Raw genomic sequence first — 21658 nt, forward strand, 5'->3', positions numbered from 1 at the left:
ACGATCAGGCCGCTGTCAATCATGGTCGCTCATCGTTTAGGAAAGGCCCCAGACGTGAACAGGATCGATTGCATGCAGGACCGGTCGCCAAACAGGCGTCATATTCTCAAGGGCATTGCTGGGCTGAGCGTGATGGCGCCCATGCCGCTTTGGGCCAATCCAATGCCGAGCGTGGACGAAGTGGCCTTCGATCCTGATATACCGGTGCTCGGCAATCCGGACGGCAACGTCACCGTGGTCGAATTCACCGACTACCAGTGCCCCTACTGCAAGGTGAGTTTCATCGAACTCTCAAAGGTCATGGCTGAGGACGGCAACATCCGTGTTCTCTTGCGCGACTGGCCAATCTTCGGCGAAGTATCGCGCAACGCGGCTTTGCTGACGCTGGCTTCCCACAGCCAGGGTCGCTACGCCGACGCCGTGCGCACGTTGATGACCACGCATGAGCGCCTGACGTTTCGCAGCACCGCCGACCTTCTGGGTGATATCGGCGTCGATGTCGCGCAAGCCCGCGGCGAGCTCGACTCACGTCGAGACACCTTCGTGGGCCTGCTTGCGCGCAGCCACGCCCAGGCCACAGCCTTCCAGCTCCGGGGCACGCCCGGCTTCCTTATCGGCAAGGCTTTGTACAAGCGCGGCATGACGGCTGACGACTTCCGCAAAGCCATCGCCCAGGCACGGGCATAAACCCACGAATCTCGCTGTCATGTGGATGTCGTTCCCTTGACAGTAAAAGGGCGACGGCCTATCTCACCGGCACGTTAGCACTCTCCTGAAGTGAGTGCTAACCAAGTCCGGCCAGCCCGGACCGAGGAACGTTCTCAACAGTTCACCGAGGAAATTCAAATGACAAAGTCGAAGTTCCGCCCGCTGCATGACCGCGTGGTTGTTCGCCGCGTCGAATCCGAGTCCAAGACCGCAGGCGGCATCATCATCCCCGATACGGCCAAGGAAAAGCCGCAGGAAGGCGAAATCGTCGCCGTCGGTTCCGGTGCCCGCGACGAAGCTGGCAAGATCATTGCGCTGGACGTCAAGGAGGGCGACCGCGTCCTGTTCGGCAAGTGGTCCGGCACCGAAGTGAAGCTCAATGGCGAAGACCTTCTGATCATGAAGGAATCCGACATCATGGGCATCATCGGCTGAACCGTCGAAGTTAGTTCGCAACCACACCAGAAGTAACGGGCATTCAGCCCAGGAGCTAAAACATGGCTGCTAAACACGTAGTATTTTCCCGCGACGCCCGTGAGCGCATGCTGCGCGGCGTCAACATCCTCGCCGACGCCGTGAAGGTCACGCTCGGCCCCAAGGGCCGCAACGTCGTCATCGACAAGTCGTTCGGCGCCCCGCGCATCACCAAGGACGGCGTTTCCGTCGCCAAGGAAATCGAGCTTGAAGACAAGTTCGAGAACATGGGCGCGCAGATGGTCCGCGAAGTTGCTTCGAAGACCAACGACAAGGCCGGCGACGGCACCACGACCGCGACCGTTCTCGCACAGGCTATCGTCCAGGAAGGCCACAAGGCCGTTGCCGCTGGCATGAACCCGATGGACCTGAAGCGCGGCATCGACCTGGCTGTCGGCGAAGTCGTCGCACACCTCGTCAAGAGCGCCAAGAAGATCAAGACCTCCGAGGAAGTCGCCCAGGTCGGCACGATTTCGGCCAACGGCGAAGCCTCGATCGGCCAGATGATCGCGGAAGCGATGCAGAAGGTCGGCAACGAGGGCGTCATCACCGTCGAGGAAGCCAAGACCGCCGAGACCGAACTCGAAGTCGTCGAAGGCATGCAGTTCGACCGCGGCTACCTCTCGCCCTATTTCGTCACCAACCCCGACAAGATGATTGCCGAGCTGGAAGACGCCTACATTCTTCTCCACGAGAAGAAGCTCGGCAACCTGCAGGCCATGCTGCCGATCCTCGAGGCTGTCGTTCAGACCTCGAAGCCGCTCGTCATCATCTCCGAGGACGTCGAAGGCGAAGCTCTTGCAACGCTGGTCGTCAACAAGCTGCGTGGCGGCCTGAAGATCGCTGCCGTCAAGGCACCGGGCTTCGGTGATCGCCGCAAGGCCATGCTGGAAGACATCGCCATCCTCACCGGTGGCCAGGTCATCTCCGAAGACCTCGGCATCAAGCTCGAGAACGTCACGCTGGACATGCTCGGCCGCGCCAAGAAGGTGTCGATCTCCAAGGAGAACACCACCATCATCGACGGCGCCGGCAAGAAGCCTGAGATCGAAGGCCGCGTCGGCCAGATCAAGCAGCAGATCGAAGAGACCACGTCGGACTACGACAAGGAGAAGCTGCAGGAACGTCTGGCGAAGCTCGCCGGCGGTGTTGCCGTGATCCGCGTCGGCGGTGCGACCGAAGTGGAAGTCAAGGAAAAGAAGGACCGCGTCGATGACGCGCTGAACGCAACCCGCGCTGCCGTCGAAGAAGGCATCGTGGCTGGCGGCGGCGTCGCTCTCCTGCGCGCCACCCAGGCGATCACTGCCACCGGCATCAACGCCGATCAGGCTGCAGGCATCAGCATCGTCCGTCGCGCTCTGCAGGCTCCGGCCCGCCAGATCGCTTCGAACGCAGGTGCTGAAGCCTCGATCGTCGCCGGCAAGATCCTTGACAACAAGGGCGCTACCTTCGGCTACAACGCCGCGACCGACGAGTATGGCGACATGATCGCCATGGGCATCGTCGACCCGGTCAAGGTCGTCCGCACCGCACTTCAGGACGCAGCCTCGGTTGCCGGCCTGCTCGTCACCACCGAAGCCATGATCGCCGAAGCTCCGAAGAAGGAATCGGCTGGCGGCGGCGGCATGCCTGGCGGCATGGGCGGCATGGGCGGTATGGGCGGCATGGATTTCTAATCCAGCCACCTGGCTCAAGCTTACGGAAAGGGCGCCTTCGGGCGCCCTTTTTCGTTGCGCGGCGCGCTTCCTTGCGACCTACGCGGTTGATCAATACTCGGCGCGCATGACCGAGACGCCAGTTTGAGAGAACGCCGCGACACGGTCATGCGCGGCCTTGCCGTCGACGATCAATGTAGCGATGTCATCGAGACCGCCAACCTGGAATGGCGACACGGCACCTACCTTGTCGCTTGTCGCAAGCACGACCGTTTCGGCGGAGCAGGATACCAGCTGCCGCTTGATCGCCGCCTCCTCCATATCGCCCGTGGTCAACCCTTCCGTCACATGGACGCCGGTGACGCCGAGGAAAAACAGATCGGCACGGATGCGCGATATCGCCTCGGCCGCCAATGCTCCAACCGCCACCATCGAGTGGCGGTACAGTTTTCCGCCGATGATCACCGCCTCCACCTGCGGTTTGTCCTCAAGTGCTACCGCGATGGTCGGGCTGTGGGTGATTGCCGTGAAGCTGGCCGCAACCGGGAGGTGGCGGATGATCTCCAGGTTCGACGTACCGCCATCGAACACCACCGTCATGCCATCCCTGATCATCGCCGCCCCTGCCTTGCCCAGCGCCGACTTGGCGTCCATCGCCATGGTTCGGCGTTCGCCGATCGGAACCACCGTTGGCGACACCGGCATCGCGCCGCCATGCACGCGCAACAGCAATCCTTCCGCCGCGAGATCCCTGAGATCGCGCCTGATCGTGTCTTCCGACAATTCCAACTGGTGGCTGAGACGCTTGGCGACGACCTGTCCATCCTTGGCAAGCACGTCGAGGATCAGGCGTTTTCGTTGGCTTGTGAGCACTTTGACGTTCCGTTCGTTCAGTGATGCCACACGATATTGCATGATATCGCACGAAGCTATATTCATTTCGTGCAGATTCGTGCAATTTCGGGAGACCTCATGAACACCGTTATGAAACCAATGCTCATCTTGATCGCCGGCCCCTACCGCTCCGGCACCGCCGACGACCCCATCAAGATGGAGGAAAATCTGAACCGTCTCGAAAGCGCCGCGGTTCCGCTTTTTCGCGCGGGCCATATCCCGATGATCGGCGAATGGGTCGCACTTCCGCTCGGGCGGCAGGTCGGTTCGAAGGGTGCCGGCGATCCGCTCTACGATGAATTCGCCTACCCGGTCGCCGACCGGCTGCTGCGCCATTGCGATGCCGTGCTGCGTTTGCCCGGCGCCTCCAAGGGGGCGGATGAGGATGTGCGACTGGCCTTGGAGCGCGGCCTCAAGGTCTATTACGACCTGTCTGAAGTGCCCAGGCTGGCGTGAGGCCAGGCATCCTTTTTCGTCGCGACAATTTTCTGAAAATAAACTGCAACGAGATGGAACCTTTTGCGGCGATGGCCGTTTCATGCTGGTCCGAGGCACGTCTGGATGGAGCAATCCTGAAGGAACACCAAAGGACAAACAGGACGCCTCCAGCACTATTGAAGGTGCGGGAGGCGTTCTGATTCATGCCCTCCTGCAGCCGCCGAGCCGGTCAGTTCGCGCCGCGAGATGCAATTTACAGAGCGTCCAACACGCCGGCGTGGCGGCGGATGTCGGCAACGGCCTCCTGAAACCGATCATTGACCCTAAGTGTCTCGCGCCCTGCCGCGATGGTAAGGTCGACCTGATCGATCGGCAGTTTCAGTCGGGTCGGAACGCGGTTGAGCTCGGCTTGCGCCGAGCCATCAAGATCCGAAAACGACAGATGCTCGACCACCAGGCGCACGTCGTGGCAATCCCAGCCAGCCAGCGAACCGCGGAGGCGCCTGACGGCCTCAGCCGGCAGGCTGCAGCGATAGCGGATGAGTTCGCCACGCCACTCACTGACGGCGAATTTCAGCGCATCCAGCTGATCGCGGACCGAAGCCGAAAAAGAAGTATTGGTCGCGGCTTCGAGAAGGTTGGCCAACCTGGGACCTTCTATCCGTTCACCCCAATCCACCTCCTGGTCGCGGCCAGCGTCGGCAACAAGGAACAGTAGCGTCCGCAGCTTTACGGCCGCCGCCGGCGACAGCGGTCCATAGGGTGTGCCAGCTGACGAGCGCTCGATGGTGAAGCCGGTGATGCCGAGATTGTCGGTCAGTCCGCCATCAAGCAGCTTCACATAATCGAGGCGGTCAGCTTCTTGATAGGCCTTCAAGGCACCGGCATAGGCCTTGAGACGGATTGAGGCGTCGGCATCGGCAAGCGCGCGGCTTAGCCACTCAGGCTTGCTGTATCCGCATTTCGGGCTGGTTGCGGAGATGACCACCGGCGCAAAGATGACGGGAACAGCGGCCGACGCGGCTACGGCATCGGCAAGCCGGACCTTGTCGAGATCGCTGCACAGGGCGGCGAACGTATCGTAGGTGAACAGGAACGGCGTGCGATTGTAGATATCGGAGGCGTTTATCCAGACGATCGGGGCGTCGGAGCGTCGCAAACTCGCGTAGCTCGCACCATCGAAGAGGTTGTCGTCGAGCCATTTGGCGAAACTGTTGCGGTCGTTGACGCCGCCGTTGAGCGCGCGCGCAAGATTGAGCGGCGATATTCTTGATTTCCTGAGATAGGCTTCGGCGTCCCGGATCAGAAACCGTTCACGGAAATCGCGGTAGTCGTCCCTTCCCCTGTAGCCAAAATATGAAGCGGCGACCGCACCGCCCGACGCGCCCGAAATCATGCGGATGTTATCGGCGAGGCTGCGCGTTGCCGGTTGCTCGTCGATGATGGTGTCGTCGAGTTCGCGCAACACGCCAAAAGCGAAGGCGGCCGCCCGCATGCCACCCCCGGAAAAGGCAAGCCCCACCACCGTCGAGCCATCATCGCCCGGCTCCGGGATGAATTCCGGCGAGGACTGGCCAACCTGCGAGGTGAGCGTGTTGATCGGACCGACATCGCCGGCCACGCAGCCGGCCAAAGCAAGGCTCGCGGCTAACGCTACACTAACTGCCCACCGCATCCATTCCCCCGACTTCTGCCCGCCCAGCTATATCGAAACACCGCAACAGGGGAACCCCTCGGCGTCCCGCACGTTGATCCCGCGCATAAGCCACAGGAGATGCGAAATGGTGAACAAGGATCAGGTCAAGGGCGTTGGCAAGCAGATTGCCGGCTCCGTCAAGGAAGCGGCCGGCAAGGCCACCGGCGACAGGGAAACCCAGGCCAAAGGCACTGCCGAGAAGATCGCCGGCAAGGTTCAGAAGGCCTATGGCGACACCAAGGAAAAGATCAAGAAGGCGCTTTGACCACAAGTGCTTGCGGGACAAGAGGCGGCTTCGGCCGCCTTTTCTCATGCCAACAGCGTCGATCTTCACGCGACATCCAAGCTGAACCGATTAGGTTCTTGCGCAGCGCCAATCTCCGCTTGAAGCCTTGTGTGCAACGCGATAGGCCGATGCCCGCAACGACATTTTGCGGAGACAGATCGTGACAGCCCAGAAGACCAGAACCGAGACCGACACCTTCGGACCGATCGAGGTCGCTTCCGACCGCTATTGGGGTGCGCAGGCACAGCGCTCACTGGGCAACTTCAAGATCGGCTGGGAAAAACAGCCTCTTTCCGTCGTCCGCGCGCTCGGCATCGTCAAGCGCGCCTGCGCCGAAGCCAACATGGCGCTTGGCCGCCTCGATCCCAAGATCGGCGAAACGGTGGTGGCTGCCGCGCAGGAAGTCATCGACGGCAAGCTCAACGACCACTTCCCGCTGGTCGTCTGGCAGACCGGCTCGGGCACGCAGTCGAACATGAACGCCAATGAGGTGATCTCGAACCGCGCCATCGAGATGCTGGGCGGCGAGATGGGCTCGAAGAAGCCCGTCCACCCCAACGACCACGTCAACATGAGCCAGTCGTCGAACGACACCTATCCGACGGCCATGCACATCGCCTGCGCCGAGCGCATCGTCCATGACCTGTTGCCGGCGCTGAAGCACCTGCATGCCGCCCTCGACAAGAAGGCTCGGGAATTCGACCACATCATCAAGATCGGCCGCACCCATACCCAGGATGCGACGCCGCTGACGCTGGGCCAGGAATTCGGCGGTTATGCCGCGCAGGTCGCCTCGTCAATCAAGCGCATCGAACTGACCCTGCCCGGCCTCCAGGAGCTCGCCCAGGGCGGCACCGCCGTCGGCACCGGCCTCAACGCCCCGATCGGCTTTGCCGAAAAGGTCGCCGAGCAGATCGCCGCTATCACCGGTATTGCTTTCGTCACCGCGCCCAACAAATTCGAAGCGCTCGCCGCCCACGATTCGATGGTCTTCAGCCACGGCGCCATCAACGCCACGGCCGCGGCACTGTTCAAGATCGCCAACGATATCCGTTTCCTCGGTTCGGGCCCGCGCTCGGGCCTCGGCGAGCTGTCGCTGCCCGAAAACGAGCCGGGTTCCTCGATCATGCCGGGCAAGGTCAACCCAACCCAGTGCGAGGCGCTGACGCAGGTCTGCGTGCAGGTGTTCGGCAACAACGCAGCGCTTACCTTCGCAGGCAGCCAGGGCCATTTCGAGCTCAACGTCTACAACCCGGTCATGGCCTACAACTTCCTGCAGTCGGTGCAGCTGATGGCGGACGCTGCAATCTCGTTCACCGACAATTGCGTTGTCGGCATCGAAGCACGCGAAGACAACATCAAGGCGGCACTCGACCGCTCGCTGATGCTGGTGACGGCGCTTGCGCCCACCATTGGCTATGACAATGCCGCCAAGATCGCCAAGACCGCGCACAAGAATGGCACAACGCTACGCGAGGAGGCCTTGGCGACTGGACTGGTGTCTGCGGAAGACTACGACCGGATCGTACGCCCGGAAGACATGACCCATCCCGGTTGATTACCTGTTTTCCTACGCATAGAGCGCTGCGCCTCCGAATGGACGCGCGGCGCTTTAACGCAAAATCATTCCAACTGTGAACGATCTGTCGACACATTCGCGTCTTTAGTGAACAGTCGAAATCCACTAGATGTGGGGCATCGAATTTCAACGGAGCCTCACCCCAATGTCCAACGCTTCCATCGCTTCCGAAAAGGCCATCAGCGGCAACGCTTCGGCCCTCATCCTCGCCGGCCGCGTCCTGCTGTCGATCATCTTCATCCTCGCCGGCTTCGCCAAGCTGACCGCCATTTCCGGCACTGCCGGTTGGTTTGCCAGCATTGGCCTGCCGCTGCCGACAGTCACGACCGTCGTTGTCGGCCTGGTTGAACTGGTCGGTGGTATCGCCATCCTAACTGGTTTCCAGACCCGCATCTCAGCGATTGTGCTCGGCCTGTTCACTCTGGCTGCTACCGCCATCGCCCACACCGACTTCGCCGACCAGGTTCAGATGATGTTCCTGCAGAAGAATCTGGCAATCGCCGGTGGCCTGTTCGTGCTCGCAGCATTCGGCGCAGGCGCTCTGTCGATCGACGCGCGCCGCCGCTAAGCCAAGCAGAATTCCTCCCCAAGATTGGCCCGGGTTCGTCCCGGGCCTTTTTGCATCGTGAAGCGTTCGACACGGTGATGACATCAAGGACGCGCGGGTGCATCCTGCGGCTGCGAGGACACGCCGATGCTCAACAATCTGTTGCTGCTTGTCGCCAGAATCCTGATCGCCGCGCTTTTCCTGCCCAGCGGCATCAGCGCCCTGTCAAACATCTCCGGCGCCGCCGGCTATTTCGCCGGGCTCGGCTTTCCCCTACCGACATTCGTCGCGCTGGGCGTTGGATTGCTGGAACTGATCGGTGGAGCGCTGATCCTGGTCGGCTTTCAGACCCGCGCGGTGTCACTGCTGCTCGCCGCCTTTGCGCTGGCTGCCGGTTTCATTGGCCATTACGGCCAGGGCGGCGACAATCCGGCGATGGCCTTCATGCACCAGCAGGCCCTGATGAAAGACATCGCCACATCAGGCGGCCTGATTGCGCTGTCAGTCGCAGGTGCCGGTGCGATCTCGCTCGACCGGATGCTGTTCCGCCGATCTATTTGACCGAGATGCTCGGGCCGTCTTCGACTGCCAGCACCAGCTTGCGACCAGTGACCTTGGCAAGTTGCGCCAGACGCCCTGCCGGCCGCTCACCGTAGAGCTGGCCGAATTCGGCTGGGATGATCAGCGCCAGCACGCCATTGCCCCGGTCTTCCCAGCGCAGCTTCGGCATCACGCCGGGCATCGAGGCCGTGAGCAGATAGACCACCCGCATCATGGCGCCCAGGAGGCGTGCGCGTTCGAGATAGCGTGGTGTCGCCAGCTCCTTCAGCTCCGGAGCAAAGGTGTCGTTGAAGACCCCGTCGTGGCGGAACAGGTTGGCCAGGGCCAGAAAGGCACGGCCCGGATGGTCGACACCGATAAACGAGGCGTGCGCGATGATGTTGAGCGATTGCCTGCCCCGATACTCAGGATGGGCGCGCCAGCCGATATCGGCGAGCAGGCAGGCAGCATGACGATAGCGCGCCTCCTCCTCCGTCTCTTCGATGCCAAAGGCAGCGAATGACTTGCGTGTCCATTCGGCAAGCTCATGCGCATGGCGCACCGAACGCGCGCGCAGCAAGGCCAGTTCTTCGGCAGCAGAGATAAGCGGATCGGCACGTTGCTCCTGCTCGTCGAGCAGCGAAAACAAAAAGCCCTCGCGCACACCGAGAGCCGAGACAACGATCTTCGACGGCTCCATCGCCTCAATGATTTCCTGCAGCACCACAGCGCCATAGGGCAAAAGCGAGCGGCGGTTCTTCGACACGCCTTCGATGCCCTTGACCTTCTCGACATCGCCACGCGCGACCTGCTTGAGGAAGGGGATCAGGCTCGTGGGATCGAGTTCGTAGTGGTGCATCACCTCAAGCGGATAGTTGGTGATGTTCATATGCAGGCGGGCGAGGTTTCGCCACGTGCCGCCGACGGCATAGAAGGTCCTGCCCTGCCCGCCCTTGAGCAGCTTGGCGCGCATGAGTTCGGTACGCGCGATCTTGGCCGCCACCACCGGCGAGCCTTTCGCCATGTCCTGGAGTCTCAGGCCACCGAGCGGCAAGGTGATGCCCTCGCCGATGTCTTCGCCCCTGACGTCGACGAGTTCCAGACTACCGCCGCCCAGATCGCCGGCGATGCCGTCAGCGGGATGGAAGCCGGAGATCACGCCAAGAGCGGAATAATGGGCCTCTTCGCGGCCGGTAAGCACCTGGATCTTGGTGCCGAGTACGTCTTCTGCGCGCTGGATGAAATCGGGACCGTTGATGGCCTCGCGCGCGGCAGCGGTCGCCAGCACATACATTTTTTCCGCGCCCGCCTGTTCGGACAACCCGCGAAAACGCCTGAACTCCTCCATCGAGCGCGTCACGCCCTCAGGGTCGAGCTTTCCCGTCGAAACGATGCCGCGGCCAAGACCGGCCAGCATCTTTTCGTTGAACAGAAGGGTCGGCGAGCGCGCCAACCCTTCATAGACGACCAGACGGATGGAGTTCGAGCCGATATCGATGATCGACAGCGGTCGGCGGTCCTTGAGCCGGCCCTGCGAAAGTTGCGCCATCAGGTGGCCGCCGCCTCAGCCTTCTTGCGACGTTTGAACTGGGCAATGCGCTTGGGCGCATGAGACTTCAGCGCGTCACCCCGTCCGGACAGACTCGGATTGGTCATGAAATATTCCTGCGCATTGAACGGCTCTTCGCCCTCGTCCAGCGTGATCCGCCGCGAGGTTCCATCCGCCAATACTTCGAAACTTTGCTGGTTGTCCATGATGTTTCCGAGCATGACCTGGCCAAGCACCTGCTCGTGCACAGTCGAATGCGTGGTGATCGGCACCATGCATTCGACACGGCGGTCGAGGTTGCGCGGCATCAAATCCGCCGAACTGATGTAGACAACGGCCTCGTCTGACGGCAGGCCATGGCCATTGCCGAAGCAGTAGATGCGGCTGTGCTCGAGGAAGCGGCCGACGATCGACTTGACTCGAATGTTCTCCGACAGCCCGGGCACCTGTGGCCTCAGGCAGCAAATGCCGCGCACCACAAGGTCGATCTCGACCCCGCTTCGGCTGGCATCGTAAAGCGCGTCGATGATGATCGGATCGACCAGCGCGTTCATCTTCATCCATATCTGCGCCGGCTTGCCATTGCGGGCATGCTCGACCTCCTCGGCGATATGCTTGAGGATGCGGCTGCGCAGCGTGTAGGGCGACAAGGCGATGCACATCTCCTCCGCCGGCTCGGCATAGCCAGTGATGAAATTGAAGATCTGCGCCACGTCGCGCGCGATCGCCGAATCGGTGGTGAAGAACGACAGGTCGGTGTAGATGCGCGCGGTGATCGGGTGGTAGTTGCCGGTGCCGAGATGGACGTAGTTGCGAAGGCGCCCGTCCTCGCGGCGAACCACGAGCGACATCTTGGCGTGCGTCTTGAGTTCTAGGAAACCGAACACCACCTGCACGCCAGCGCGCTCGAGGTCGCGCGCCCAGCGGATATTGGCTTCCTCGTCGAAGCGCGCCTTGAGTTCGACAAGCGCGGTCACCGACTTGCCGGCTTCGGCAGCATCGACCAGCGCACGCACGATCGGGCTGTCATTGGACGTCCGGTAGAGTGTCTGCTTGATCGCCACCACTTCAGGATCGATCGCCGCCTGGCGCAGGAACTGCACGACGACATCGAAGGATTCGTAAGGGTGATGGACGACGAAGTCCTTTTCCCGGATCGCCGCGAAGCAGTCGCCGCGGTGTTCGCGGATACGCTCTGGGAAACGCGGATTGAATGGCGGGAACTTCAGGTCGTCGCGCGGCACGGCGACGATCTCGGATATCTGGTTGATGGCCAGCGGCCCACTCAGAATGCTGACGCGGTTGGCAGCAACGCCAAGTTCGCCGGCAACAAATTCGCGCAGTGCCGCCGGCATCTGGCTGTCGAACTCGATTCGGACCACCGAACCACGCCGCCGGCGCTTGAGCGCGGTCTCAAACAGCCGCACCAGGTCTTCGGATTCTTCCTCGACCTCGATGTCGCTATCGCGGATGATCTGGAACGTGCCGGAACCTTTGACCTCGTAGCCGGGGAAGAGCTTGCCGATGAACAGGCTCACCGTCTCCTCGATCGGGATGAAGCGCACCGCACGTTTGCGGTCCGGTAGGCGGATGTAGCGGCGCAGGGCTACCGGCAGGCGCAGCAAGGCCGTCATTTCCTCACCGTTCTTGCGGTGACGCAGCTGTAGCGCGATGGAGAATCCGAGATTGGGGATGAACGGGAAAGGATGCGCCGGGTCGATCGACAGGGGCGTCAAGACCGGGAAGATCTGCTCCATGAAGTGGTCCTCGAGCCACTTCTTCTCATCCTTGGTGAGGTCGGTCGCGGAAATGCTCTCGATACCTTCGAGCTTGAGCAGCTCCATCAGGCTCGACAGGCTCTTCTGCTGATCTTCCTGCAGGCGTTCGACCTCGAGCAGCAGCTGTTCGAGCTGTTGTTCGGGCGTGCGGCCATCGGGGCTGCGAATGGTGATTCCCTCGCGCACCTGCCCGGCCAGGCCAGCGACGCGGACCATGAAGAACTCATCGAGATTGCCGGCCGAAATCGACAGGAAGCGGACGCGTTCGAGCAGCGGGTGGTTGGGGTTTTGCGCCTGTTCGAGCACCCTTCTGTTGAATTGCAGCCAGGAGAACTCACGATTGACGAAGCGATCGGGGTTGCCGTCTGCCGCGTCTGTCGGCGACTTGTCGTTGACGAAATCGGTATGTACCGGCCTCAACTGATTCATATGCAACCCTTCCCCACCGCAGCGTTCCGCCGCTTATCCGGCTCAACTTATCCTCTGACAGGCAATTGCGACAGTTTCATTTCAGCATCTTGCAAACCTGCCGCTTATGATACAAACGCTTCGGATAACGGCGTCGCAGATCCCTTGGACGTGCAAGCGAGCCGTGGCATTCATGCGCGCAGTTCCTCGGAAGGGAAAAACACCATGGCCGGCGGCTCCATCCCCCACTTCCAGAACGATGCTGGACATGCCTTGATCGAGATCGGCGTGAAGGAATTCATGTGCGTGGGCGCCAACCCGCCCTTCGATCACCCGCATGTGTTCCTCGACATGGGCGCGGACGCCGAAAAGGTCTGCCCCTACTGCTCGACGCTCTATCGTTTCTCGTCCAAGCTGAAGGCGACCGAGACTCAGCCGTCAGGTTGCCTGTACGTCGCCGACCGCGCAGCCTGACGACTAAGCCGCGGTCATGCAATCGCGACAGATCGTGATTGCGGGAGCCGGCGTCGCCGGGCTCACTGCGGCGCTCGCCTTCGCAAGACATGGCTTTGGCGTTCGCGTTCACGAACGCGCGCCGACGCTCGAAGAAGTCGGTGCAGGCCTCCAGCTTTCTCCCAACGCGAGCCGCATACTAGACCGCCTTGGTGTGCTCGACCTCCTCAGTGCCTCGACCGTGCGGCCGGAAGCGGTCGTTCTGCGCGACGCAGCGACCTTGGCCGAACGGGCGCGTGTGCCGCTGGGTGCTGCGGCCGAGCGACGCTGGAAGGCTCCCTACCTCGTTGCCCATCGCGCCGACCTTCAACATGCCCTGCTCGCACAGGTCGCGAAAAGCCCCTTGATCGAGGTCACCACCGGCTCCGAGGTCACCGGCGTCGAGGCGCAGGCGGACGGTATCACGGTGTCGATCACGCAAGGCGGTGTCGCCTCCAATGTCGAGGCTGTTCTGTTCGTTGCGGCAGACGGCGTCTGGTCGGCCAGCCGGCGCCTTGTCGGCCCAAACGAGAAGAGCCGGTTTTCCGGCGAACTGGCCTGGCGCACCACGCTGTCTGCTGACGGCGACGTCGGCCGACATTTTGCCGAGCTGAGCTCGCCAGCCATGGTGACGACTTATCTTCACGCGGGCTTTCATCTCGTCGCCTACCCGATCCGTGCCGGCACAGCGATCAATCTCGCCGCCTTCACGCCAGGCAATTCGATCGCCGAGCAATGGTCGGGCGAGACCGATGCTGGTGCATTGAAACGAGCCATGCGAGGCACGGCACCTGCCCTTTCAAAGCTGATCGACGAAGCCGGGCCGTGGACGGTCTGGCCACTGCATACCGTCGACCAGGCCCGCCCATGGACCGCGCCAAGCGGCATCGCGTTGATCGGCGACGCGGCGCACGCCATGACGCCCTTCGCCGCCCAAGGTGCCGCGATGGCGATCGAAGACGCCTTTACGCTGGCGGATGCAATTGTGTCAGGCCCGGCGATCGCTGACGCGCTGTCGCGATGGGAAATGGAGCGCAAATTGCGCGTGCGCAAAGTGGCACGGCGCGGCGCGCTCAACCATTTCGCCTGGCATGCCAGCGGGCCGGTGGCAGTGGCGCGCAATCTGTTCCTCAAACTCAAATCGCCGGAAAGCCTCGCCGCCGACATGGATTGGCTCTATGGCTGGACCCCGCCCGGCTGGTCGGACCAAGGCCGGTTATAGAGCCCAAGCGACCAGTTCAGCGTCGCCGGCAAGGGGTTCCACCAGCCCGTCGTCAAACCGGCCTCACGCAGCGCCGCCGCCGTCCAGGTGTTGCATCCCGCCAAGGCGTTGAACTTGCCTTTGGCCTCAAAGAAACCGTCATAGGCGCCGTAGTTCACATCCGGTATGCGCTGTACGCCATTCGGCCCTTGCTGGAAGCTGCGCTCGATGAAATCGAGCAGTGCGGCAAAGCCGGCCTCGCCGATATCGAAGCGACTTACAGTCGGGTGCGGCAGTGCAATTTCGCCAGCCAAATCGACATGCATCACTGAATTGTCGAGCGTGAGCGCCGCAAGCACAGGCCCTGGCTTGAGCTCCGCCCATGTCGGCGTGCCAATGTAAAAGGCCTTGCTGCCCCAGCCGAACACCAGATAGCGCGCCCCCGGCAGGTCCGCCTCAATACCGGCGTCGAGCAGAAAGCTGAACTTTTCCAGCACCGACGCATCAAGTGGCACGGCAATGTCGGTGTGGATTGGGTTGGTGAAAACAAGGATGTGGCGCGGCGTTACGGCAGCTTGGTCGCCGCCGAAAAGCGGCCTTGGCACCAGCGCGCCGAACGCCACTGCGGTGAAAACCAGCAGGACAACGATGCCCAGAAGACGAAAGATTCTTCTCACTGGCAGGCTGTCCCCATTGTCGAAGCGTGCAGTTCCAACAAAAAAGCCCGGCCGAAATGCGACCGGGCTTTTGGATCGTTGAGCCAGGGCCTAATGCAGGATCTGGCTGAGGAACAGCTTGGTGCGTTCGTGGCGCGGATGGTCGAAGAACTCGCTCGGCGTGTTTTCTTCGACGATCTGGCCCTGGTCCATGAAGATGACGCGGTTGGCGACCTTGCGGGCAAAACCCATCTCGTGGGTCACGCACAGCATGGTCATGCCCTCTTCGGCGAGGCCAACCATGGTCTCGAGCACTTCCTTGATCATTTCGGGATCAAGTGCCGAGGTCGGCTCGTCAAACAGCATGATGCGCGGGTTCATGCAAAGCGAGCGCGCGATCGCCACGCGCTGCTGCTGACCGCCCGACAGCTGGCCGGGATATTTGTTGGCCTGCTCGGGGATCTTGACCCGGCGCAGGAAGTGCATCGCCTGCTCTTCGGCCTGCTTCTTGGGCGTCTTGCGCACCCAGATCGGCGCCAGTGTGCAGTTTTCCAGGATGGTCAGATGCGGAAACAGGTTGAAGTGCTGGAACACCATGCCGACTTCGCGGCGAACCTCGTCGATCTTCTTGAGATCGTTGGTCAGCTCCTTGCCATCGACAATGATCTTGCCCTTCTGGTGCTCTTCCAGCCGGTTGATGCAGCGGATCATCGTCGACTTGCCCGAGCCCGACGGGCCGCAGATGACGATGCGCTCGCCGCGCATGACGCGCAGGTTGATGTCTTTCAGAACATTGAACTCGCCATACCATTTGTGCATGCCGACAATGTCGATCGCCACATCGGTGTCCGAGATGTGCATCTTGGCCCGATCGACCTTGATCTCGTCGGCGCTGACTGCGTTTTCGATGGCCATGGGCCGTTCCCTTTTGTTGTTCGTTATCGTTTATGCCCGGTGTCGAGCCGGTGTTCCATATAGATAGAATAGCGCGACATGCCAAAACAGAACATCCAGAACACCAGTGCCGCAAAGACCAGCCCTGACGACGGGGTCTGGGGCGATGCCCAGGCCGGATCCGAGAAGTTCTGACGCACGACGCCAAGCAGGTCGAACATCGAAATGATATAGACGAGGCTGGTGTCCTTGAACATGCCGATGAAGGTGTTGACGATGCCGGGAATGACCAGCTTCAACGCCTGAGGCAGCACAACCAGCCTCATCTTCTGCCAGTAGCCAAGGCCAAGCGAATCGGCGCCCTCGTACTGCCCCTTGGGGATCGCCTGCAGACCGCCGCGCACAACTTCCGCCATGTAGGCCGAAGCGAACAACGACACGCCGATCAGCGCGCGCAGGAATTTGTCGAAGCTGACCCCCGCCGGCAAGAACAGCGGCAGCATGACGCTCGCCATGAAAAGCACCGTGATCAAAGGCACGCCACGGATCGTTTCGATGAAGATGACGGAGAGCATCTTCACCACCGGCATCTTCGAACGCCGGCCAAGTGCCAAAAGGATGCCGAGCGGCAACGACACAACGATGCCGACGAAGGAAAGGCTGAGTGTCACCAGGAGCCCGCCCCAGAGCGGGGTTTCGACATGCGGCAGGCCAAGCATGCCGCCAATCAGCAGCATGAAGGCGACGATCGGGAACACCAGGAAGAGCAGGAACGCGTTCAGCCCCTTGCGCGGAACGCGCGGCATCATCAGCGGAACCAGCAGCACCACGAACATGATGGCCACCAGGATGACGCGCCAGCGTTCCTCTATGGGATAGCGGCCAAACATGAACTGGCCGAACTTGGCATTGACGAACGCCCAGCAGGCGCCTGACCAGCCGTCAGGCTGTATGCCGCCCTGTGCCACAGTCGCACAGAACGTCCGGTCAGTACCCGTCCACTGGGCATTGACCACTGCCCAGTTGAACAGCGGCGGCACAATCATGGCCACGATCACTAGACCGAGGATCGTCAGCACCGAATCGAATGGATTGGCAAAAAGGTTCTTGCGTATCCATGCCGCTGGCCCGCGCTCGCGAAGAGGTGCTGGTTGGGGCAGCGCCAATTCGGTGCGGACGTATCCGATATCTTGCGACATGTCCGCCTCCTACCTTTCCACCAGCGCCATCTTGGCGTTGAACCAGTTCATGAAAGCGGACGTGACCAGGCTGAGACCGAGATAGACAACCATCCAGATGACCACGATCTCGATTGCCTGTCCGGTCTGGTTGAGCACCGTTCCGCCTACCGCGACCAGGTCGGGGTAGCCGATGGCGATGGCCAGCGACGAGTTCTTGGTCAGGTTGAGATACTGGCTGGTCAAGGGCGGGATGACGATGCGCAACGCCTGCGGCACCACCACCAGCCTGAGCGCTTGTCCCGAGCGCAAGCCAAGTGCCGAGGACGCCTCGGTCTGGCCCTTGCTGACACCCTTGATGCCGGCACGCACGATCTCGGCGATGAAGGCCGCGGTATAAAACGACAAGGCCAGATAGAGCGCCAGGAACTCCGGCTTGATCTGCAAGCCGCCGGTCAAATTGAAGGTCGATTTCTTTGGGAAATCGAAGCTCATGGGAAAGCCCGTCGCGGCGAGCGCCAAAAGAGGCAAGCCGATGATCAGCGCAAGCGACGTCCAGAACACGGGGAATGTCGCACCCGTCGCCATTTGCCGCTGGCGGGCACGCCGGGCGACGAACCACGACATCCCGATGCCAAGCAGGAACGCCACCGGCACCAGCATCGAACCCTCGCCCCAGATCAGCTTCGGGAAATAGAAGCCTCGGCTGTTGAGAAACGAGCCGAAAGGCAGCTCAATGCTCTCCTTGGGCAGCGGCAGCACCGAAAGCACACCGAAATACCAAAAGAAGATGACGAGCAGCGGCGGGATGTTGCGGAATATCTCGACATAGACGGTGCAGATCTTGCGGATCAGCCAGTTGTGCGACAGCCGGCCGATGCCGATGAGAAATCCTAGGATCGACGCGGTTATGATGCCGGCGACAGCCACAACAAGCGTGTTGAGGAAGCCAACCAGCAAAGCGCGCTTGTAGGTCGAATCGGAATCGAAGGCGATCAGCGAATCGCTGAGGTCGAAGCCGGCACGGCCGTTGAGAAAGGCGAAACCCGACGCGATATTGGCGCGCTTCAGGTTCTCGATCGTATTGCCAATAATCCACCAGACGAACGCCGTAAGCGCAACGACCACGAGGATCTGGAAGAAGATGCCGCGCACCTTCGGATCGTAGAGAAGCGACGCGCGGCCGCCCCCTACGTCATGGGGTATGTCCTGCGTAGCCATCGGAAGTCCCTCTTAAAGAGTGACCGGAAGGCGGATTCGCCGCCTTCCGGGTGAGACTTCGGATCAGCGGATGGGCGGTGCGTACTGCAGTCCACCCTTGGTCCAGAGCGCATTGATGCCACGTGCAATCTTCAGCGGGCTGCCCTGGCCGACATTGCGTTCAAAGACTTCGCCATAGTTGCCCACGGACTTGACGATGCTGACGACCCAGTCATTGCCGAGGCCGAGATCGGTGCCGATCTTGGTGTCAGTCTCGGTGCCGAGGACGCGCTTGACCTCGGGATTACCCGACCCCTTCATTTCCTCCACATTGGCCTGAGTGATGCCGAGTTCCTCGGCGGTCAGCAGCGCAAAATAGGTCCACTTGACGATGTGGTACCACTTGTCGTCGCCCTGGCGCACGGCAGGTCCGAGCGGTTCCTTGGAGATGATCTCGGGCAGAACGACGTGATCGTCTGGCGAAGCAAGCGTCAGACGGATGCCATAGAGGCCCGACTGGTCGGTGGTGTAGACGTCGCAACGGCCGGCATCATAAGCAGCGTTGACCTCTTCAAGCTTTTCGAAGACGACCGGATTGTACTCCATCTTGTTCGCCTTGAAGTAGTCGGCGAGATTGAGTTCGGTCGTGGTGCCCGTCTGCACGCAGACTGCAGCACCCGAGAGCTGGAGCGCGGAATTCACGCCCGGCAGCTTCTTGGCATTGATCATGAAGCCCTGGCCGTCGAAATAGGTAACGCCAACGAAGTTCAGGCCAAGTGCCGTATCGCGGTTGATGGTCCAGGTGGTGTTGCGCGACAGAAGGTCGATTTCGCCCGACTGAAGAGCGGTGAAGCGCTCCTTGGCGGAGAGCGGCGTGAACTTGACCTTGGTGCCATCACCAAAGACCGCTGCTGCAACCGCGCGGCAGAAATCGGCATCGAGCCCCTGCCAGTCACCCTTGTCGTTCGGTGCGGAGAACCCGGCCAGGCCGGTGCTGACACCGCATTGCAGGAAGCCCTTTGCCTTGACGTCCTCGAGGGTGCCGGCAGATGCGGCGGTCGCCACCATGCCGAGCGTAGCAGCCCCGAGAATGCCTGAAATGATATACTTCATGACCCACGAACCCTTTTCTGTTTTTTTGCAGGCGTTGCCTGTCTTTTTGATCTGTGAACTCAGCGTCCCCTATCCGGCCCATTTCCCGGATTGCGCACCTATCCGGCGCGCATTGCTGCAGTCCGGTTCACAAATGACATCGAAGGCGATAATTCTTATTAGGTCAAGCAATAAAGGCCCGGGATGGACGCCTCGGTCTTTAGTATTAGAAAGGTCCCGGCGCGATCTGTGCTGCGCGCGACTGGCGTGGTTCCAGCCGCTTAGCCGGCAGCGCGCTTCAACCTGCGGAATCCGGTGGCGGCTGGCAGGAGCTTGCCCGGTATTGGGCGGAAACCGACCCGACGCGCAGCAAAGAACCTGGCGATAATGATCGTCACGATGAGCCCGAACAGATAGCCGGCCGCAACGTCGGATGGATAATGCGCGGCGGCCGGAATCCGCAAAGCCGAAAACAGCAGGCCAACGATGCCGATCGGCAACCAATGGCGCGGGAACCAGATCATCAGGATCGCGGCGACTGTTCCCAGCGTCGTCGCATGGCCCGAGGGAAAGCTCGACGAATAGCGCGTCACCACGAAGGGATCGAAATAATAGGCACCGTATTCGCCGTAAAATGCCGGCCTGGCGCGGCCGAAAAACAACTTGACGATATTGACCGCGATGCCAGTGACTGCAACGCAGCCGAAAACAAAAGCTGCCTGGCCAAACAGCGTCACCAGCCGAGCCCGGAAGCCATAGCCGACGCCGCGCCAATCGGCGGTCGCGGTTGCCAGATAGACCAACAAGGAAGGAATGAGGTACCATTCGGACCTGCCGACATCGCTCAGCCAAGCCAGCCAACTCGTCAGCTTGTTGCGGTTGGAAAGGATGAAATTCATCACCGCCGAATCGATGAAAAACAGCAATCCGACAACACAAGCACCGCAAAGCAACAACAGCGTCAGCTGACGTGTCCAGACCGGCGGCGGAGTGCCTACAGGAGCGCGCCACATGCGGCGCCAGGTAAACGCGATCGTCACAAAGAGGCGCCCGGCAAAACCCGCTGGCCATATCTGGCCCAGCCGAACGGGGCCGCGCGGCGGTTGCGCCGGTAGAGCGGTCGCATTATGGCTGGCGTCTTCGCTGAAAGGGTGCGGTTTCATGACTCGAGACAACGGTAGGATCAAAGGCGTCAACACGCGGCTCGCGCATTGCGGGCACGATCCACACGGCTTTCATGGCTTTGTCAATCCGCCGGTCGTGCGCGCCTCGACGGTTCTTTATCCCAATGCCGCAACGATGGCGGGGCGTGCTCAAAAATACACATATGGCACCCGTGGAACGCCCACGACCGACGCCCTGTGCGAGGCGATTGACCAGCTTGAAGGTTCGGCCGGCACAATCGCGGTTCCCTCGGGCCTCGCCGCCGTCACCGTGCCGCTGCTCGGCTTCCTGTCGGCCGGCGACCATGTGCTGATCACCGACTCGGTCTATCATCCGACCCGTCATTTCGCCGACACCATGCTGAAGCGTCTCGGCGTCGAGGTCGTTTATTACCACCCGCATGCGGGTGCGGCCATTGCCGAACTGATCAAGCCCAACACCAAGGTCGTGTTCACCGAATCGCCGGCATCCAACACCTACGAGGTGCAGGACATCCCCGCGATCGTCAAAGCCGCGCATGCAGCGGGTGCGATCGTCATGATGGACAACACCTGGGCCACGCCGCTGCTGTTCAAGGCGCTCGACTTCGGCGTCGATGTCTCCATCCACGCCGCAACCAAGTATCCGGCCGGCCATTCCGACATTCTCAGCGGCACGGTTTCGGCGAACGCCGCCTGCTGGCCGCGCCTCAGGGAAGCCTTCGACACGCTCGGCTGCTGTGCTGGCCCTGACGACGTCTACCAGGTGCTGCGCGGCTTGCGCACAATGGGCGTCCGCCTTGCCCATCACGAGAAGAGCGCGCTTGAAATCGCCCGCTGGCTCGAAGGCCAGCCCGGCGTTGCGCGCGTGCTGCACCCGGCACTCGAAAGCCACCCCGACCACGCCATGTGGAAACGCGACTTCGCAGGCTCCAGCGGCATCTTCTCGGTGGTGCTCGCCGGCGGCGGCACCAAGAAGGCGCATGCCTTCCTCGATGCGCTCGAAATCTTCGGCCTCGGCTATTCCTGGGGCGGCTATGAGAGCCTTGCCGTGCCGGTATTCCTCGGCGACCGCAAGATTGCCAACGAGCCTTACGAAGGACCGGTCATCCGCCTGCAGATCGGGCTGGAAGACGTTGCCGACCTCAAGGAAGACATTGCGGCCGCCCTGGCTGCGGCCAACAGCGCGGAGTGAGGTCGAGCCGTTCGGACCGATTCGAACCTTCGGGGTAATGCTGCACACATTGACGG

21 protein-coding genes are annotated in these 21658 nt (G+C 61.5%); 11 read left to right on the forward strand and 10 right to left on the reverse strand.

Features of this window, described 5'->3' with window-relative positions:
- Positions 1-54 precede the first annotated feature (54 nt).
- The 3 genes from AC1DLV_RS06430 (at position 55) to groL (ending at position 2858) form a co-directional block, all read left to right on the forward strand.
- Positions 55-687, forward strand: coding sequence for a DsbA family protein (locus tag AC1DLV_RS06430; RefSeq protein WP_476798724.1), 633 nt, complete (start codon positions 55-57; stop codon positions 685-687).
- Between the two features lie 159 nt (positions 688-846).
- Positions 847-1143 (forward strand): co-chaperone GroES, encoded by a 297-nt coding sequence (gene groES, locus AC1DLV_RS06435; RefSeq protein WP_476798725.1) that lies wholly within the window; start codon positions 847-849, stop codon positions 1141-1143.
- Between the two features lie 62 nt (positions 1144-1205).
- Positions 1206-2858 carry a chaperonin GroEL gene (gene groL / locus AC1DLV_RS06440; RefSeq protein WP_476798726.1) on the forward strand — a complete coding sequence of 551 codons (1653 nt, stop codon included), beginning with the start codon at positions 1206-1208 and terminating at the stop codon, positions 2856-2858.
- A gap of 90 nt (positions 2859-2948) precedes the next feature.
- Here groL and AC1DLV_RS06445 read toward each other — a convergent pair whose 3' ends face one another.
- Complete coding sequence (locus tag AC1DLV_RS06445; RefSeq protein WP_476798727.1) at positions 2949-3710, reverse strand: DeoR/GlpR family DNA-binding transcription regulator; 762 nt, start codon at positions 3708-3710, stop codon at positions 2949-2951.
- Between the two features lie 120 nt (positions 3711-3830).
- On the opposite strand from AC1DLV_RS06445, the gene AC1DLV_RS06450 reads away from it, so the two are divergent.
- Positions 3831-4187 (forward strand): DUF4406 domain-containing protein, encoded by a 357-nt coding sequence (locus AC1DLV_RS06450; RefSeq protein ID WP_476836137.1) that lies wholly within the window; start codon positions 3831-3833, stop codon positions 4185-4187.
- A 235-nt stretch (positions 4188-4422) separates the two neighbouring features.
- Here AC1DLV_RS06450 and AC1DLV_RS06455 read toward each other — a convergent pair whose 3' ends face one another.
- Positions 4423-5844, reverse strand: coding sequence for a patatin-like phospholipase family protein (locus AC1DLV_RS06455; protein WP_476836132.1), 1422 nt, complete (start codon positions 5842-5844; stop codon positions 4423-4425).
- Between the two features lie 106 nt (positions 5845-5950).
- Here AC1DLV_RS06455 and AC1DLV_RS06460 point away from each other — a divergent pair, with 106 nt between their 5' ends.
- The 4 genes from AC1DLV_RS06460 to AC1DLV_RS06475 all read left to right on the forward strand — a co-directional run bounded on the left by AC1DLV_RS06460 (position 5951) and on the right by AC1DLV_RS06475 (position 8838).
- On the forward strand, positions 5951-6130 hold the full coding sequence (locus AC1DLV_RS06460; RefSeq protein ID WP_476798729.1) for a CsbD family protein: 180 nt from the start codon (positions 5951-5953) through the stop codon (positions 6128-6130).
- Between the two features lie 181 nt (positions 6131-6311).
- On the forward strand, positions 6312-7709 hold the full coding sequence (gene fumC / locus AC1DLV_RS06465) for a class II fumarate hydratase (RefSeq protein ID WP_476798730.1): 1398 nt from the start codon (positions 6312-6314) through the stop codon (positions 7707-7709).
- A gap of 166 nt (positions 7710-7875) precedes the next feature.
- Positions 7876-8298: a DoxX family protein gene (locus tag AC1DLV_RS06470; protein WP_476798731.1), complete on the forward strand. Its 423-nt coding sequence runs from the start codon at positions 7876-7878 to the stop codon at positions 8296-8298.
- Positions 8299-8424: 126 nt separating this feature from the next.
- On the forward strand, positions 8425-8838 hold the full coding sequence (locus AC1DLV_RS06475) for a DoxX family protein (RefSeq protein ID WP_476798732.1): 414 nt from the start codon (positions 8425-8427) through the stop codon (positions 8836-8838).
- Here the strand turns inward: AC1DLV_RS06475 and ppx are convergent.
- Together ppx and AC1DLV_RS06485 are read right to left on the reverse strand one after the other, a co-directional pair.
- Positions 8831-10366 (reverse strand): exopolyphosphatase, encoded by a 1536-nt coding sequence (gene ppx, locus AC1DLV_RS06480; RefSeq protein ID WP_476798733.1) that lies wholly within the window; start codon positions 10364-10366, stop codon positions 8831-8833. The genes AC1DLV_RS06475 and ppx overlap by 8 nt on opposite strands.
- Positions 10366-12573, reverse strand: coding sequence for an RNA degradosome polyphosphate kinase (locus AC1DLV_RS06485; protein ID WP_476798734.1), 2208 nt, complete (start codon positions 12571-12573; stop codon positions 10366-10368). Before AC1DLV_RS06485 ends, ppx begins: the two co-directional genes overlap by 1 nt.
- A gap of 204 nt (positions 12574-12777) precedes the next feature.
- Between AC1DLV_RS06485 and AC1DLV_RS06490 the strand changes: the two genes are divergently transcribed.
- Together AC1DLV_RS06490 and AC1DLV_RS06495 are read left to right on the forward strand one after the other, a co-directional pair.
- A complete protein-coding gene (locus AC1DLV_RS06490) occupies positions 12778-13026 on the forward strand; it encodes a zinc-finger domain-containing protein (RefSeq protein WP_476798735.1) in 249 nt (82 codons plus the stop codon).
- 16 nt (positions 13027-13042) lie between these two features.
- Positions 13043-14266, forward strand: coding sequence for an FAD-dependent monooxygenase (locus AC1DLV_RS06495; protein ID WP_476798736.1), 1224 nt, complete (start codon positions 13043-13045; stop codon positions 14264-14266).
- Here the strand turns inward: AC1DLV_RS06495 and AC1DLV_RS06500 are convergent.
- The 6 genes from AC1DLV_RS06500 to AC1DLV_RS06525 form a co-directional block, all read right to left on the reverse strand.
- Entirely contained in the window at positions 14221-14922 is a 702-nt protein-coding gene (locus AC1DLV_RS06500; RefSeq protein ID WP_476798737.1) for a TIGR02117 family protein, read from the reverse strand. The two genes, AC1DLV_RS06495 and AC1DLV_RS06500, sit on opposite strands and share 46 nt — an antisense overlap.
- A 90-nt stretch (positions 14923-15012) precedes the next feature.
- Positions 15013-15816 (reverse strand): amino acid ABC transporter ATP-binding protein, encoded by an 804-nt coding sequence (locus tag AC1DLV_RS06505; protein WP_275945137.1) that lies wholly within the window; start codon positions 15814-15816, stop codon positions 15013-15015.
- A 23-nt stretch (positions 15817-15839) separates the two neighbouring features.
- Entirely contained in the window at positions 15840-16994 is a 1155-nt protein-coding gene (locus AC1DLV_RS06510; protein WP_476798739.1) for an amino acid ABC transporter permease, read from the reverse strand.
- Between the two features lie 9 nt (positions 16995-17003).
- Entirely contained in the window at positions 17004-18194 is a 1191-nt protein-coding gene (locus AC1DLV_RS06515; protein WP_476798740.1) for an amino acid ABC transporter permease, read from the reverse strand.
- 63 nt (positions 18195-18257) lie between these two features.
- The gene (locus AC1DLV_RS06520) at positions 18258-19286 is read right to left on the reverse strand and encodes an amino acid ABC transporter substrate-binding protein (protein WP_476798741.1); all 1029 of its coding nucleotides are present in this window, start codon (positions 19284-19286) and stop codon (positions 18258-18260) included.
- 260 nt (positions 19287-19546) lie between these two features.
- The gene (locus AC1DLV_RS06525; protein ID WP_476798742.1) at positions 19547-20305 is read right to left on the reverse strand and encodes a phosphatase PAP2 family protein; all 759 of its coding nucleotides are present in this window, start codon (positions 20303-20305) and stop codon (positions 19547-19549) included.
- Positions 20306-20426: 121 nt separating this feature from the next.
- On the opposite strand from AC1DLV_RS06525, the gene AC1DLV_RS06530 reads away from it, so the two are divergent.
- Complete coding sequence (locus AC1DLV_RS06530; RefSeq protein WP_476798743.1) at positions 20427-21602, forward strand: cystathionine beta-lyase; 1176 nt, start codon at positions 20427-20429, stop codon at positions 21600-21602.
- Positions 21603-21658 lie beyond the last annotated feature (56 nt).

This window comes from Aminobacter sp. 01T433 (assembly GCF_056398585.1).

Coding starts and splice junctions, on each gene's coding strand:
- AC1DLV_RS06455 (WP_476836132.1), bottom strand. CDS start 5,844: ATGCGGTGGGCAGTTAGTGTAGCGTTAGCCGCGAGCCTTGCTTTGGCC.
- groL (WP_476798726.1), top strand. CDS start 1,206: ATGGCTGCTAAACACGTAGTATTTTCCCGCGACGCCCGTGAGCGCATG.
- AC1DLV_RS06515 (WP_476798740.1), bottom strand. CDS start 18,194: ATGGCTACGCAGGACATACCCCATGACGTAGGGGGCGGCCGCGCGTCG.
- AC1DLV_RS06530 (WP_476798743.1), top strand. CDS start 20,427: ATGACTCGAGACAACGGTAGGATCAAAGGCGTCAACACGCGGCTCGCG.
- AC1DLV_RS06495 (WP_476798736.1), top strand. CDS start 13,043: ATGCAATCGCGACAGATCGTGATTGCGGGAGCCGGCGTCGCCGGGCTC.
- AC1DLV_RS06490 (WP_476798735.1), top strand. CDS start 12,778: ATGGCCGGCGGCTCCATCCCCCACTTCCAGAACGATGCTGGACATGCC.
- AC1DLV_RS06510 (WP_476798739.1), bottom strand. CDS start 16,994: ATGTCGCAAGATATCGGATACGTCCGCACCGAATTGGCGCTGCCCCAA.
- AC1DLV_RS06460 (WP_476798729.1), top strand. CDS start 5,951: ATGGTGAACAAGGATCAGGTCAAGGGCGTTGGCAAGCAGATTGCCGGC.
- AC1DLV_RS06520 (WP_476798741.1), bottom strand. CDS start 19,286: ATGAAGTATATCATTTCAGGCATTCTCGGGGCTGCTACGCTCGGCATG.
- groES (WP_476798725.1), top strand. CDS start 847: ATGACAAAGTCGAAGTTCCGCCCGCTGCATGACCGCGTGGTTGTTCGC.
- AC1DLV_RS06505 (WP_275945137.1), bottom strand. CDS start 15,816: ATGGCCATCGAAAACGCAGTCAGCGCCGACGAGATCAAGGTCGATCGG.
- AC1DLV_RS06470 (WP_476798731.1), top strand. CDS start 7,876: ATGTCCAACGCTTCCATCGCTTCCGAAAAGGCCATCAGCGGCAACGCT.
- AC1DLV_RS06485 (WP_476798734.1), bottom strand. CDS start 12,573: ATGAATCAGTTGAGGCCGGTACATACCGATTTCGTCAACGACAAGTCG.
- ppx (WP_476798733.1), bottom strand. CDS start 10,366: ATGGCGCAACTTTCGCAGGGCCGGCTCAAGGACCGCCGACCGCTGTCG.
- AC1DLV_RS06450 (WP_476836137.1), top strand. CDS start 3,831: ATGCTCATCTTGATCGCCGGCCCCTACCGCTCCGGCACCGCCGACGAC.
- AC1DLV_RS06475 (WP_476798732.1), top strand. CDS start 8,425: ATGCTCAACAATCTGTTGCTGCTTGTCGCCAGAATCCTGATCGCCGCG.